The sequence below is a fragment of the Bifidobacterium sp. ESL0798 genome (genome assembly GCF_029395415.1).
Taxonomy (GTDB): Bacteria; Actinomycetota; Actinomycetes; order Actinomycetales; family Bifidobacteriaceae; genus Bifidobacterium.
In genome coordinates, this window is the sequence record NZ_CP113914.1 from 140,257 (window position 1) to 154,451 (window position 14,195).

The 14,195-nt window shown below is 55.7% G+C and carries 9 protein-coding genes and 3 rRNA genes; 9 read left to right on the forward strand and 3 right to left on the reverse strand.

The features are described 5' to 3' along the window. Positions 1-89: 89 nt before the first annotated feature. Both OZX74_RS00490 and ilvA read left to right on the forward strand, forming a co-directional pair. Positions 90-2,768, forward strand: coding sequence for a bifunctional alpha,alpha-trehalose-phosphate synthase (UDP-forming)/trehalose-phosphatase (locus OZX74_RS00490; RefSeq protein WP_277156660.1), 2,679 nt, complete (start codon positions 90-92; stop codon positions 2,766-2,768). A gap of 58 nt (positions 2,769-2,826) precedes the next feature. Then, positions 2,827-4,092, forward strand: coding sequence for a threonine ammonia-lyase (gene ilvA / locus OZX74_RS00495; protein ID WP_277156661.1), 1,266 nt, complete (start codon positions 2,827-2,829; stop codon positions 4,090-4,092). Positions 4,093-4,318: 226 nt separating this feature from the next. Here ilvA and OZX74_RS00500 read toward each other — a convergent pair whose 3' ends face one another. From OZX74_RS00500 to OZX74_RS00510, 3 genes are all read right to left on the reverse strand, one after another. Beyond that, positions 4,319-4,750: a pyridoxamine 5'-phosphate oxidase family protein gene (locus OZX74_RS00500; protein WP_277156662.1), complete on the reverse strand. Its 432-nt coding sequence runs from the start codon at positions 4,748-4,750 to the stop codon at positions 4,319-4,321. A 13-nt stretch (positions 4,751-4,763) separates the two neighbouring features. Further along, positions 4,764-5,552 (reverse strand): Sir2 family NAD-dependent protein deacetylase, encoded by a 789-nt coding sequence (locus OZX74_RS00505; RefSeq protein ID WP_277156663.1) that lies wholly within the window; start codon positions 5,550-5,552, stop codon positions 4,764-4,766. 394 nt (positions 5,553-5,946) lie between these two features. Continuing rightward, positions 5,947-6,561 carry a hypothetical protein gene (locus tag OZX74_RS00510; RefSeq protein ID WP_277156664.1) on the reverse strand — a complete coding sequence of 205 codons (615 nt, stop codon included), beginning with the start codon at positions 6,559-6,561 and terminating at the stop codon, positions 5,947-5,949. 327 nt (positions 6,562-6,888) lie between these two features. On the opposite strand from OZX74_RS00510, the gene OZX74_RS00515 reads away from it, so the two are divergent. The 7 genes from OZX74_RS00515 (at position 6,889) to OZX74_RS00545 (ending at position 14,172) form a co-directional block, all read left to right on the forward strand. After that, positions 6,889-8,409 (forward strand): 16S ribosomal RNA (locus OZX74_RS00515). A 423-nt stretch (positions 8,410-8,832) separates the two neighbouring features. Then, positions 8,833-11,901, forward strand: a 23S ribosomal RNA gene (locus tag OZX74_RS00520). A 161-nt stretch (positions 11,902-12,062) separates the two neighbouring features. Next, positions 12,063-12,179, forward strand: a 5S ribosomal RNA gene (gene rrf, locus OZX74_RS00525). Together the 16S, 23S and 5S rRNA genes form the textbook arrangement of a ribosomal RNA operon. A gap of 299 nt (positions 12,180-12,478) precedes the next feature. Beyond that, positions 12,479-12,787 carry a GNAT family N-acetyltransferase gene (locus OZX74_RS00530; RefSeq protein WP_277156665.1) on the forward strand — a complete coding sequence of 103 codons (309 nt, stop codon included), beginning with the start codon at positions 12,479-12,481 and terminating at the stop codon, positions 12,785-12,787. A gap of 214 nt (positions 12,788-13,001) precedes the next feature. Next, the gene (locus OZX74_RS00535) at positions 13,002-13,448 is read left to right on the forward strand and encodes a GNAT family N-acetyltransferase (RefSeq protein ID WP_277156666.1); all 447 of its coding nucleotides are present in this window, start codon (positions 13,002-13,004) and stop codon (positions 13,446-13,448) included. Positions 13,449-13,648: 200 nt separating this feature from the next. Then, a complete protein-coding gene (locus OZX74_RS00540) occupies positions 13,649-13,912 on the forward strand; it encodes a type II toxin-antitoxin system Phd/YefM family antitoxin (RefSeq protein WP_277156667.1) in 264 nt (87 codons plus the stop codon). Further along, positions 13,909-14,172 (forward strand): Txe/YoeB family addiction module toxin, encoded by a 264-nt coding sequence (locus OZX74_RS00545; protein ID WP_277156668.1) that lies wholly within the window; start codon positions 13,909-13,911, stop codon positions 14,170-14,172. Before OZX74_RS00540 ends, OZX74_RS00545 begins: the two co-directional genes overlap by 4 nt. The last annotated feature ends 23 nt before the right edge of the window (positions 14,173-14,195 follow it).

Here is a 14,195-nt window from a genome sequence, read left to right on the forward strand (position 1 = left end):
GAGCTAGAATACAAATATCGGTAGATGTCTGTGAGGGTGAGCTTGAATTTGCCTTTGCGAATAGCGATTCCAACGACGAAGGAGTAATTATGGCTCGTTTAATTATTGTTTCCAATAGACTTCCGGTGTCTCTGCATGCCAAACCCGATGGTACTTACGCCCTGAAGCAAAGCATCGGTGGTCTGGCCACGGCAATTGGCCCGTACCATAAGTCCCATAACGATTGTCTGTGGGTCGGCTGGAGCAGCATCGATCCCGAAACGCGCACGAAGGTCGAAATCGACAAGATTCGTGACGAATTCGCGCGTCGCCGCTGCGTTCCGATTTTCCTGACCCAGCGGGAGATCGACGGATATTACGCCGGATATTCCAACGATACGCTGTGGCCCCTGTTCCACGACTTCGCGCATGAGGCCAAGTTCGATTCGTCCACTTGGAAGATTTATCAAGAGGTCAACCAGAAGTTCGCCGATACCGTCGCTCAGCTCGTCAACCCTGACGATACCGTGTGGATTCAGGATTATCATCTTTTGCTGCTCCCGGCCATGCTACGTGCTAATTTCCCCAAGCTCAAAATCGGTTGGTTCCTTCATATTCCGTTCCCGAGCCCCGAGATTTTTCGCCAGCTTCCCAACGGCAAGGATTTGCTCGAAGGCCTGATGGGTGCGGATCTGCTGGGCTTCCACACCGAAGATTTCTGTGTGAATTTCCTGGCCTCTGTCCGCGCACTTCTAGGCATCGAGGTCGACAAGGATGGCCGCATTCCTGTCGGGAACGGCGCGTCGCAACGTTTCGTCACGGTCGACGCCTTCCCCATAGGCATCGATTACGGCCTTTACCGTCGCAACGCCCATTCCAGCCTCGCACAGGCCATGCGCCACGGCATCGAGGCCGTCAGCGGCAAGCGCACAAGGCGAGTCAGCACCTCGTTGACCGCAGAATCCCAGGCCGCAGCGGAGGCGAGCGATCAGGAAGAAAACTGGTGGAGCGCCCATACAGGTGACGAACTTCCCGAGGTCGAGCTTGCACAGTCGGCCGCGGCCAAACGCGGCACTGAAGACAACAAGGTGGTCGTCTCTGTCGACCGCCTCGATTACACGAAGGGCTTGCCGGAGCGTCTGCGTGCATTTGATTTGATGCTGAGCCGCTATCCCGAGTGGGTCGGCCACGTTACGTATTACCTTTTGGCGACGCCTACGCGCGAGGACGTGGAGACATATCGCAAGTTGAAAGATCAGGTCGATCAGCTCGTCGGTGAGATTAACGGCAAGTATTCGCTTCTTTCCTGGGAGCCGATCCATTACATCACCCGTTCCCTGCCCATCAAGCCGGTTTGCGGTATCTATACGGCAGGCGACGTGGCGCTGGTCACCCCGCTTCGAGACGGCATGAATCTGGTCGCCAAGGAATATCTGGCCGCCCGCGATGGCCGTGACGGTGCGCTGGTTCTTTCCGACGAATGCGGTGCCGCCCGTGAGTTGACGGACGCGTTCATCGTCAATCCTTATGACACCGAAGCGGTGTGCGAAGCGCTGCATTCGGCCTTGGAGATCAGTTCTAGTGAGGCCAAGCGCCGCAATGCCGCCATGCAGGCCCGTCTGAAGTATCGCACCGCAGGATTGTGGAGTGCGGAATTCCTGAGCACATTGCGTCAGGTCAGTGATCCGCGTATGGCCGACCATCGCCTGCAAAGTGCCCAACGCGACCATCTGGTTCGCGAGTGGGGTCAATCGAAGCACAAGCTTGTGCTGTGCGATTACGACGGCACCTTGACGCAAATCGTGCGTACGCCGGGCCGTGCCAAGCCGACGCATCGTTTGCTTGATTTGCTGCGCGAGGTTGGCTCCATCCCTGATGTCGATCTTTATCTGGTCTCCGGCCGTACCCGCGAGACGATGAATGAGTGGTTCGGCTGCTTGCCGATCGGTCTGATTGCCGAGCACGGGGCTTGGCACACCAAGCCGATTGCCGGGGAAACCGCCAAAAACGCGGACGGCAGGACGATTACTCCCAAGCGTTACTGGCGGCGTGCCGACGGCCTTCCCGACCCCGACGAGTGGCGTCCGATTATCGAGACCATCATGAACAAATCCGTCTCCCGCGTTCCGCAGTCGTTCATCGAATACAAGTCCACGGATCTGGCATGGCACTATCGCATGAGCGACCAGAAGCTGGCTCTGGAGCAGCGCGAACGTCTGGTTGACGAGCTGAACAAGGTCTGCCCGCAGTATGGCTTGACGGTCATGCGCAATGCCAAGGTCATCGAGGTCTGCCCGGCTAACGTCAGCAAGGGCGAGGCGGTAAAACCCCTGTTGGGAAGCGGTCGGTACGATTTCGTGCTCGCGTTGGGTGATGACACCACCGACGAAACCATGTTCGCTTCAGTCACCGATTGCGCTTGCGCCCGCGATGAGGCCGATGCGCTCAATGAGCTTGACGTCGACAATGCCGGCGTGGCCAAGATGGTCGATTCCATCGAGACGGTCACCGCGGTTGATGACGTGGCGTCTGCGGATGCAGGTTCGAAGCCTGCCTCAAAATCTCCCAGGTCTTCTGCAGCATGGACGATCAAGGTCGGTGCCGGCGAGACGAACGCCCGTTCGCGCATCGCCACCCCAACCGACACTGCTCGCCTGCTGGGTTACCTGGTGGCCGAGTCCGAGGCCGTTACTGCCGGCACCGCCCCTGTTGAAAAGCCGAAGCCTAGGCGCGCCTCAAAATCAAAGCCCGCGTCCAAGCCCAAGCGCGCGTCCAAGTCCAAGAAGTAATATTCGTATTTTGGGACATTGATGCAGGCAGCGCGTTTCAGAGCCGTACAATTCCGGTATGAAACAGGAAGACGTTGTCAAGGCACTGCAGCATGATCATGCGGCCGAGTTGAAGAAGGCTGCCGAGAGACTCAAAGGCACTGCGCGCCATACGCGTATCATGCCTTCACCCGTCCTTTCCGAGGCGACCGGTCATGAGATTCTTTTAAAGCCGGAGAATCTTCAGGTTACCGGTTCCTTCAAGATTCGTGGAGCATACAACAAGATTGCCTCTTTGTCGGAAGAGGAATTGGCCAAGGGCATCGTCACCGCCTCGGCAGGTAATCATGCGCAGGGTGTTGCTTATGCGGCCCGCGAGCGCCACGCGAAGGCGACCATCGTGATGCCCGAAAGCACCCCGCCCTTGAAGGTCGACGCCACGAAGTCCTACGGCGCCAACGTCGTGTTGCACGGCAACCTTTTCGACGATGCCGCCGAATACGCCTCCGAGCTTTCGCAGCGTGACGGATTGGTCTACGTCCATCCCTTCGATGATTACGAGGTACTTTGCGGGCAGGGCACCATCGGCCTTGAGATTCTTGAGGACGTCCCGAATGTCACCGATGTCGTGGTTCCGCTGGGTGGAGGCGGCTTGGGTGCCGGCGTGGCGCTCGCCATCAAGACGTTCAAGCCGGAGGTTCGCGTCATCGGCGCGACCCCAGAAGGTTCACCTGCTTTCAAGAATTCGTTCGCTGCTGGCACGGTCGTTCCGGCCGATAAAGTGGTCACTTCCGCCGAAGGCGTTGCCGTCGGCCATCCCGGCGACCTTACGTTCGCGATCTTGAACGAGTACCTTGATGATTTGATTACCGTATCCGAGCGTGACATCAATGAAATGATTCTCTTGATGATGGAGAAGCACAAGCTTGTGGTCGAGGCCGCCGGTGCGGTCTCGCTGGCCGCGCTCGAGCATCTGAGCCTGCGCTCGCGGGTTTTTGCGCAGGCCAAGGGCAAACATGTCATCGTTCCGATTATTTCCGGCGGCAACATCGACACGGTCACCATCGGAGCTGTCATACAAAAGGGTATGATCGCCCGCGGCCGCATCATGAACTTCGAGGTCGAACTGCCCGATACCCCGGGCCAGTTGGTCAAGGTCGCGCAGGTGCTTGCCGATGCCCGCGCCAACGTCATCGAGCTCAACCACGACCAGTTCAAGGCCTCCGGGCACTATACGGACTCGGTATCGCTCGGCGTCACCGTCGAGACGAACGGCCCCGATCATATCGCCCAGGTCCTCAAAGCCCTCAAGGCCGCCGGTTTCGACCCGAAGCGCATCTACTGATAATTTCGGTTTATCGTCGAATAGATGTGGCCTTGCGACAGTATTGAACTGCAGCAAGGCCACATCTTTATCGTTTTTATATTTGAGCTGCCACGTCTGAATTTCTAGTACTTTTGAAACTCACACGACCATATCAAGATCATCGTGCGATAGTGAAACTTATTTAATAGTATAGGTATCGATATTGCTAAGGTCCTTGGTCACGGTCACTGTGTCGAAACTGATGTCATACAACAGCAGGTTTAATAGTATAGGTATCGATATTGCTAAGGTCCTTGGTCACGGTCGCTGTGTCGAAACTGATTTCATACAACAGCAGGTTCCCGTCGGCCGCGCGCAGAGTATTCGCATAAGCCGGAATCTTGGCTACGAATTCGTCAGCAATCTCGTCGATGCTTTTCTTGCTTGGACGAGCAATGCCTTGTGCCTTTACATGCGCGTTGCCGTCATGGGGAATGGTCGTAAAAGCGACATGGGCATTTGCCGTTATTTCCTGTACCTTGTTATTGCCTTTAAAAGTCGCAAAGTAAAGGATGTTGTCGGCAGGGTCGAAGTAAAAATTGACGATTCGCGCATCAGGAATGTTGTCGACCGAAGTGGCCAGCGCCATCTCTGTTTGTTCTGCCAGGATCCGGTAGAATTCTTCTTTCGTATTCACTGTATATGCCCTTTTATTTTTCGGCTTCGGCGATGGTCTCGTCCACCAGCTCGGGCAGCGCTTTGGCGATGTCGTCGTCGTCGTATTGCGTATGCCCCATATTCATAATGAATAGCCTCGTGGCGATGTTGTCATATTGCGTGCGTCCCATATTCATAATGGTCATCGGCACTCCGGCCTGTACGGCGGTCGGCGCCAGCGATGCGGCAGGGAAGACCTCGAGCGTCGAGCCTATCACCCAGAACTCATCGGCCTTGGCCACCCGCGCCATCGATTTTCCCATCGCCCCGTCCGGCAGCATTTCACCGAAGTAGACCACGTCGGTTTTGATCAGCCCGTTGCAGGGCATGTTGCCGCTATACGGCAGCTTGCGGTGGCAATGTGGGTCCGGCTCGTTATCGAGGTTGTCCATAATATCGGCGGTTTTATATTCGGCATGGCATTTCATGCAGTGCGAGGTGCCGATGGTGCCGTGTAGGTTGACGATCAGATCGCTGGAATTACCGGCCTTCTCATGCAAAGCATCGAAGTTCTGCGTGGCCAGCAGCGTCAGCAGTCCTGCTTTCTCCAGCTTCACCAGTGCTTTGTGCGCTTCGCCGGGCTGCGCGTTCCACACCGGCGACGCCTTCTGCCAGGCCCAGGAATATTCGCGTGCCTTCTTGTCGCTTATGAACGCGTCGATGTCATAGACGCTCATTTGATCCGGGTGTTTGGTCCACACCCCGTCCGGTCCGCGAAAGTCAGGGATTCCTGCCGAAGTCGAAATGCCGGCACCAGTCAATACCGCAATTTTTTTAGCCATATAGAGTATTGTAATCAGGCTTGCGCAACTTCGCTTTGGCGGTCGCCAGCCCATTGCGGCAACAGTGGAATTGTTCCCGATTTCTTACGGAATTCGCTATTGCCGGCTTGCTATTGCAAGCAGAATAACGTTAGGAAAATCAGAAGCGCCACAACTGCTATGAAGACGAGAAATCTTGTCGGAATTTCAACGTGCATAGTAATGAATACCACCACTAAAATATTAAGGATGGATAGAAGACCGGCAACCGAATGATTGGAGTGTTCCTCTCCGGCTCGCTCGCCGGCCGAAATATAAAGACGCAATGCTTAAAGCCATACCCACCAACGACGCTATCGCATAGGGAATTTTATCAAATCGGTGGCTAAGCGCCAGAGTAGTTCCCCATTCCACGTCAAGCAGCAATGCCACCAGCAGATACGCCCACCAAGGCAAATGGAGTTTGTGCCGGTGTTTTCTGGGGCTCATAGCAGACAGTATAACCGTGCCATCTATCGTCGATTACCCGTTTGCCGCCAATGAGCCAAGTTCCTGTTGCCCCGCTTGATGAGGTGTCTTTATGAAGTAGATCTTTCTCCAGGGATGATTTGTCGGAACCATGCTGAGTCATGGCCGATGAAGGATGAATCGCAAGGGGCAGGGCGGAAAATGTATGTCTTGAAAACGGGGAGGAGCGCAATAAGGCAAGCGCTGGCGCTCTTGGCAGTTGATGCTGGTGAATCGACCGGTACCGTATCGATTGCGAATCCGGTGTACGGGAACACTGAATTGCTGTGAGTGGGTTTATCGCTGATCGAGCGGAAGTATGTTTCGGTGCCAGCTGGCTTATCTCAATATCCAAGACAGAGAGGAAAGGTTTTAAAAACATGTGGTTATTTGTTTTTGGCACTTTCGTTTTGACACGCCGTAAAAAGGAATTAAGTCGATTTGATTCTTGATAGTAAGGGTCTAAAATAACGCGTAAAGGTGCAGAGACACCTGAAGTGACACGCCGAAAGAACCGCATCATTGCAACGGTTCTTAAGGTTTTTGCGCCCTTCGACTTGCGCGATATCGGATTGTCGCGTATATTTACATCTTGCTGCTCAACACGACAGCTTCTCTTCCAAGAGTTAAGTTGTTTGTTGGTGTGGTGGTGGTTTGAGAACTCAAGAGTGTGTCTGTACTACTTTTTATATGTAAAGCTTTTTTTGATTGCCAGTCCGGCGCGTGCCTCGTTTTCGGGGTGTCCTAGGGGGCTTAATTCGTGTCGGGGTTTTTAGTGTGGACCATTCCCCCTTATGGAATGGTTCCGTCAATTATTATGAGAGTCGTTGAACGGCTTTCTGCAAGTTTTTTTGTGGAGGGTTCGATTCTGGCTCAGGATGAACGCTGGCGGCGTGCTTAACACATGCAAGTCGAACGGGATCCGGAGTGCTTGCACTCCGGTGAGAGTGGCGAACGGGAGAGTAATGCGTGACCAACCTGCCCCATGTTCCGGAATAGCTCCTGGAAACGGGTGGTAATGCCGGGTGTTCCGCGTGATCGCATGTGATCGCGGGAAAGGGTTACCGACATGGGATGGGGTCGCGTCCTATCAGCTTGTTGGCGGGGCAACGGCCCACCAAGGCTTTGACGGGTAGCCGGCCTGAGAGGGCGACCGGCCTCATTGGGACTGAGATACGGCCCAGACTCCTACGGGAGGCAGCAGTGGGGAATATTGCACAATGGGGGGAACCCTGATGCAGCGACGCCGCGTGCGGGATGAAGGCCTTCGGGTTGTAAACCGCTTTTGTTGGGGAGCAAGCGAGTGAGTGTACCCTTCGAATAAGCACCGGCTAACTACGTGCCAGCAGCCGCGGTAATACGTAGGGTGCAAGCGTTATCCGGATTTATTGGGCGTAAAGAGCTCGTAGGCGGTTCGTCGCGTCTGGTGTGAAAGCCCATCGCTTAACGATGGGTCTGCGCCGGATACGGGCGGGCTTGAGTGCAGTAGGGGAGACTGGAATTCCCGGTGTAACGGTGGAATGTGTAGATATCGGGAAGAACACCAATGGCGAAGGCAGGTCTCTGGGCTGTTACTGACGCTGAGGAGCGAAAGCGTGGGGAGCGAACAGGATTAGATACCCTGGTAGTCCACGCCGTAAACGGTGGATGCTGGATGTGGGGCCCATTCCACGGGTTCCGCGTCGGAGCTAACGCGTTAAGCATCCCGCCTGGGGAGTACGGCCGCAAGGCTAAAACTCAAAGAAATTGACGGGGGCCCGCACAAGCGGCGGAGCATGCGGATTAATTCGATGCAACGCGAAGAACCTTACCTGGGCTTGACATGTTCCGGATCGCGGCAGAGATGTCGTTTCCCTTCGGGGCCGGTTCACAGGTGGTGCATGGTCGTCGTCAGCTCGTGTCGTGAGATGTTGGGTTAAGTCCCGCAACGAGCGCAACCCTCGCCTTGTGTTGCCAGCACGTTATGGTGGGAACTCACAAGGGACCGCCGGGGTCAACTCGGAGGAAGGTGGGGATGACGTCAGATCATCATGCCCCTTACGTCCAGGGCTTCACGCATGCTACAATGGCCGGTACAACGGGATGCGACATGGCGACATGGAGCGGATCCCTTAAAACCGGTCTCAGTTCGGATTGGAGTCTGCAACCCGACTCCATGAAGGCGGAGTCGCTAGTAATCGCGGATCAGCAACGCCGCGGTGAATGCGTTCCCGGGCCTTGTACACACCGCCCGTCAAGTCATGAAAGTGGGCAGCACCCGAAGCCGGTGTCCGAACCCTTGTGGGCGGAGCCGTCTAAGGTGAGGCTCGTGATTGGGACTAAGTCGTAACAAGGTAGCCGTACCGGAAGGTGCGGCTGGATCACCTCCTTTCTACGGAGAATTCAGGATGCTGTTTGGCATCCGGTGTCGGACGCGCCGGGGATGTTCCCCGTCCGTGTCCTGCTGGTGTGGAAAAGATCAGGAAACATTCGGCTTTGCTTTTGGTGAGTGGTGCGGGCATGCTTTTGGGCTCCCGGATCGCCACCCCGACCTTTGGTCGGTGCGATTCGATGCCTTCCGCGGGTGGCGTTCCCTTGATGGGTCGTCGGATGCGGTCGTGCGTGGTGGCTTGAGAACTGGATAGTGGACGCGAGCAAGATATGATTCTTGCTTTGTTAGATGCAATTTTTAAGACCGGTCTCCGATTTTCTAATTGGGGATTTGGTCGATCGTTTTGTGATCATTTTAGTGTGATGATGTGTTGTCCAGAGTTTTTCGCAGTGGTCCTTGCGGCATGCATTCCTTGTGTGGGTGTGTGTTGCTGGTAAGGGCGTATGGTGGATGCCTTGGCAGACAGTACCGATGAAGGACGTGTGGGGCCGCGATAGGCCTCGGGGAGCCGCCGACAGGGCTTTGATCCGAGGATTTCCGAATGGGGGGACCCGCCGGCCGTATGGGCCGGCACCGCATTCGTGCGGGGGGTACGCAGGGAAGTGAAACATCTCAGTACCTGCAGGAAAGGATATTCCGTGAGTAGTGGCGAGCGAAAGCGGATCAGGCCAAACCGGCCGCGTGTGATAGCCTCCAGGCGTTGCGCGGCGGGTGTTGTGGGGCCTGGTGCCCGGATGCTGGAGCGTCCGGCGGAAGTCATAAAGCGGCGTGCTAGGCGAACGGGATTGAATTCCCGGCCGTAGAGGGTGATGGCCCCGTAGCCGGTCGCGCGCTGCCTTCCGATCCAGGTTCCCAAGTAGCACGGGACTCGTGGAATCCCGTGTGAATCCGCCCCGACCGTGGGGTAAGCCTAGATATGACTGTCTGACCGATAGCGAACGAGTACCGTGAGGGAAAGGTGAAAAGCACCCCGGGGGGGAATGAAATAGTTTCTGAAACCGTGCGCCTACGAACCGTCGGAGCCTCCTTGTGGGGTGACGGCGTGCCTATCGAAAAATGAGTCTGCGAGTCAGTGGCAAGTGGCGAGGCTAACCCGTCGTGGGGGAGCCGTAGCGAAGGCGAGTCTCAAAAGGCGTTTGAGTCGCTTGTCCTGGACCCGAAGCGGGATGATCTAGCCCTGAGCAGGTTGAAGCGCGGGTAAGACCGCGTGGAGGACCGGACCCACCTAGGTTGAAAACTGGGGGGGATGACTTGGGGCTAGGGGTGAAAGGCCAATCAAATTCCGTGATAGCTGGTTCTCTCCGAAATGCATTTAGGTGCAGCGTCGCGTGGTTCACCGGGGGGTAGAGCTACTGGATGCCTGAGGGCGCGTATCGCGTACCGACGGCAACCAAACTCCGAATACCCGTGCGCTATAGCGCGGCAGTGAGTCGGCGGGGGATAAGCTCCGTCGTCGAAAGGGAAACAGCCCAGATCGTCGTCTAAGGTCCCGAAGCGCGTGCTAAGTGGGAAAGGATGTGGAGTCGCATAGACAGCCAGGAGGTTGGCTCAGAAGCAGCCATCCTTGAAAGAGTGCGTAACAGCTCACTGGTCTAGTGGTTCCGCGCCGACAATGTAGCGGGGCTCAAGCACGCCACCGAAGACGCGGCAGTGCCTTTTGGCACTGGGTAGGAGAGCGTCCCGTACGGGGTGAAGCGGCAGCGTAAGCTCGCCGTGGACCGTGCGGGAGCGAGAATGCAGACATGAGTAGCGAGAGACGGGTGAGGATCCCGTCCGCTGGATGACCAAGGGTTCCGGGGCCACGTTCATCGTCCCCGGGTGAGTCGGGTCCTAAGGCGAGGCCGACAGGCGTAGTCGAATGGACGAACGGGTCGATATTCCCGTACCGGCGCAGGACCGTCAAGACCGAAAGTCGGGTACTAACCTCCCGCCTCATCATCATGGCTCCCTTCGGGGTGCCGGACGTGTGGTGGTTGGGACAGACCTTCCGGTAGGCCAGCGCAGGAGTGACGCAATGGAAGAGCCGGCCGCGGCGGTGGTAGTCCGTGGCCAAGCGTGCAGCCGGTGTCGTAGGCAAATCCGCGACACAATACGGCGAGGCGCGATGGTGGGGCCCGTTGGGGCCGAATCCGGTGGTTTCCGTTGCCGAGAAAAGCTTCGGCGCGAGGTGCTGCGGCGCCCGTACCGCAAACCGACACAGGTGGTCAGGTAGAGAATACCAAAGCGATCGAGCGAATCCTGGTCAAGGAACTCGGCAAATCACTCCCGTGCCTTCGGTATAAGGGAGACCCCTTGGGGTGAACCGCCTTGCGCGGGGAGCCTCGGGGGGTGGCACAGACCAGGGGGTAGCGACTGTTTACCAAAAACACAGGTGCATGCGAAGGCGCAAGCCGCTGTATATGCACTGACGCCTGCCCGGTGCCGGAAGGTTAAGAGGATCCGTCATCCCGCTTCGTGCGGGGGCAGCGGTGAATTCAAGCCCCGGTAAACGGCGGTGGTAACTATAACCATCCTAAGGTAGCGAAATTCCTTGTCGGGTAAGTTCCGACCTGCACGAATGGCGTAACGACTTCCCCACTGTCTCGACCAGGAGCTCGGCGAAATTGCAGTACGAGTAAAGATGCTCGTTAAGCGCAGAAGGACGAAAAGACCCCGGGACCTTTACTATACCTTGGTATTGTCATTAGGTGGAAACTGTGTAGCATAGGCGGGAGGCTTCGAAGCGGTGGCGCCAGCCATCGTGGAGCCGCAAGGTGAAATACCGCTCTGTCTCCATTTGATGTCTAACCTCGACACGTCATCCGTGTCAGGGACAGTGCCTGGCGGGTAGTTTAACTGGGGCGGTTGCCTCCCAAAGGATAACGGAGGCGCTCAAAGGTCCGCTCAGCCCGGTTGGCAATCGGGTGTTGAGTGCAATCGCACAAGCGGGCTTGACTGTGAGACTGACGGGTCGAGCAGGGACGAAAGTCGGAGATAGTGATCCGGTGCCGGCGCACGGGCGCGGCATCGCTCAACGGATAAAAGGTACCCCGGGGATAACAGGCTGATCATTCCCAAGAGTCCATATCGACGGGATGGTTTGGCACCTCGATGTCGGCTCGTCGCATCCTGGGGCTGTAGCAGGTCCCAAGGGTTCGGCCGTTCGCCGATTAAAGCGGCACGCGAGCTGGGTTCAGAACGTCGTGAGACAGTTTGGTCTCTATCCTCTGCGCTCGTTGGAATATTGAGGAGACCTGCCCATAGTACGAGAGGACCTGGGTGGACGAACCTCTGGTATGCCGGTTGTCGCGCCAGCGGCACGGCCGGTTGGCTACGTTCGGAAGGGATAACCGCTGAAAGCATCTAAGCGGGAAGCCTGCTCCGAGATCAGTATTCCTTGAGGCTTCGAGCCTCTGTAGGCCCCAGGTCAGAACACCTGGTTGATAGGCCGGACGTGGAAGCCCCGCGAGGGGTGGAGCCGACCGGTACTAACGGCCGAAAGGCAATCACACTCCAACCATGTTGGGGACGTGAGGCATCTTTCTGCGATAGACGAAGACGGCATTGAGCATTTCGATGTCACACTACGATACACATGCATCAGACACGCGTCCGCTTTCCGGTTCCCGAGCCGCCACATGCCGCGGTCCCCGGGACCGTGATAACATAAGATTTGCGGCGGCCATAGCCCAGGGGAGACGCCCGGTCCCATTCCGAACCCGGAAGCTAAGGCCTGGCACGGCGATGGTACTGCACCCGATAGGGTGTGGGAGAGTAGCCCGCCGCCGCATCACACGTAAACGAAGAACCCCGTGGTCGAGCCCCATCGCTCCCACGGGGTTCTTCGCGTACCCGGAGCCGCTCCCGTACCCCGGAAACCGCCACAGCCGCACACGGGATTCCGGAAAACAAGAGCTGTAAATGACACGGACAATGATGTTGTGCCCTACCGCCACTTATGAGGGACCGATACCTCGCGGGGTGGTGTATTCAACGGTGGAAGGACCCCAACCTGATCAGGTGTCATTCTTCTACAATTCCTATCAAGGATCCCTCGATGACGAAGGCGGGGACGTAAACGTTTGGAAAGGTGAGTTGGAAGGACTGTTCAACGGGCCTACGGAGCTTTATCTCCGAATGCTCGTTCCGGCCGGACGTTGGCGGTGAACTGGCCTCCATGATTCTCTGTACGGAATTCAAAGGCTTACCCTTGGTCGTCTATGTGGCGATGTTGCCGGAATTCCGGAATCGAGGCTATGCCCGATTCCTATTGAAGAAAGTACTCGACGCTGCGCAACGGCTGGGCTATGGCGAAGTGTCTTTAGTCGTGACCGATGGCAACGATGCCGCGATCAAGGCTTATCGGGATGTGGGCTTTAAGGCGGAAACCGGAATTTGATTCAGATTCTCGTATGACTGCGGCAGTCTCAGCAGCCTCAACAGTGCTAACTGGGACAGGATTCGAGACGCATATGTGCTGATATCTCAAATATGGCTAAAGTCAACCACGTCCTCATTTTGGTTTTCTAACTGTCAAAGTTTGCATCCCGCTTATGTCTTCTCAACCTGAATTATGGTTGTAATGTTCTTCAATGTTCGGATAACATCGAGTTATGACTGTACGACTGGGTGATATCGACGAATCGAACTTCTATCAGGTGCTGGACATGCACCGGCCCGAGGGCGAGGAATACGTGGCACCAAACAGTGTCTCGCTTGCTGAAGCTTGGCTCTACCGTGACGAGCATACCGTTCGTCCGCTGGCGGTCTACGATGACGACAAGCTGGTCGGTTTCACTATGACCCATGACGATCGGACGAAAAATATTCGAGATATATGGAGAATTTTGATACCGGAGGAATATGTCAATCACGGATACGGTTCCCAGGTGATTCAATTATTGGCCGAGCGGGCTCGAACGGATGGGTTCGTAGGCCTACGTTTGAGCTATGTTCCTGGGAACGCATTGGCGGAGCATGTTTACCGCAAGTCAGGGTTCTCCCCTACCGGTGCAATAGACGATGGCGAGATTGTGATGGAACGTCCTGTCTGCTGTTGATCCGGGCAATCTTTTAAACTCCATTTAGACCTTTAGCCTCTTCAGAGCTGAATTTTTTATTACTCATCGCAATTGTCAATTCCTTGGATTGAAAGTAATGCTTTAAAATTCCATAGGTGAAATAAAATATGCTATACTCATGATTAAGCGTACACGAATAGCGTACGTTAATGGAAACAAGATTTATTGCAGGTGAAAATATGGATACGTATACACCAACAGCGGCCAGGAAAAACCTCTATCAGATTCTCAAAGACGTTAATGTCCAGCGCAAGCCCGTGGTGATTTCTCCAGCGCGGGGAAACAAGGATGAGGAGGCTGTAGTCGTCAATCGAGCGGATTGGAACTCGATGATAGAGACGCTGTATCTGGAAAACACTGGTACGTTGGCTACTGCAGAAAATCGACGTGCGGATAACTCTGGAACCACGGATATCGACGATATCGATTGGGATATGCTGTGACCTACCGAGTAGCGATCAAAAATTCCGCCAAAACCGATCTCAAAAAACTCAAGCGTTCACATCTCCAGCAATCGTTCATGCAGGTGGTGGCGGATCTGAAATCCGACCCCTACCAGCCGACCCAATCATTTGAAAAGCTTCAGCCTGCCAGTAGAGGTTTGTATTCGCGTAGGATCAACAGCCAGCATCGTGTGGTCTATGATGTTGATGATCGGACCAAGACGGTGACGATTTATGCTGCTTGGAGCCATTACGAATAAAGTGTATAAGGGAAGTTTCAATA

Coding starts and splice junctions, on each gene's coding strand:
- OZX74_RS00490 (WP_277156660.1), top strand. CDS start 90: ATGGCTCGTTTAATTATTGTTTCCAATAGACTTCCGGTGTCTCTGCAT.
- ilvA (WP_277156661.1), top strand. CDS start 2,827: ATGAAACAGGAAGACGTTGTCAAGGCACTGCAGCATGATCATGCGGCC.
- OZX74_RS00505 (WP_277156663.1), bottom strand. CDS start 5,552: ATGGCTAAAAAAATTGCGGTATTGACTGGTGCCGGCATTTCGACTTCG.
- OZX74_RS00510 (WP_277156664.1), bottom strand. CDS start 6,561: ATGATGCGGTTCTTTCGGCGTGTCACTTCAGGTGTCTCTGCACCTTTA.
- OZX74_RS00535 (WP_277156666.1), top strand. CDS start 13,002: ATGACTGTACGACTGGGTGATATCGACGAATCGAACTTCTATCAGGTG.
- OZX74_RS00540 (WP_277156667.1), top strand. CDS start 13,649: ATGGATACGTATACACCAACAGCGGCCAGGAAAAACCTCTATCAGATT.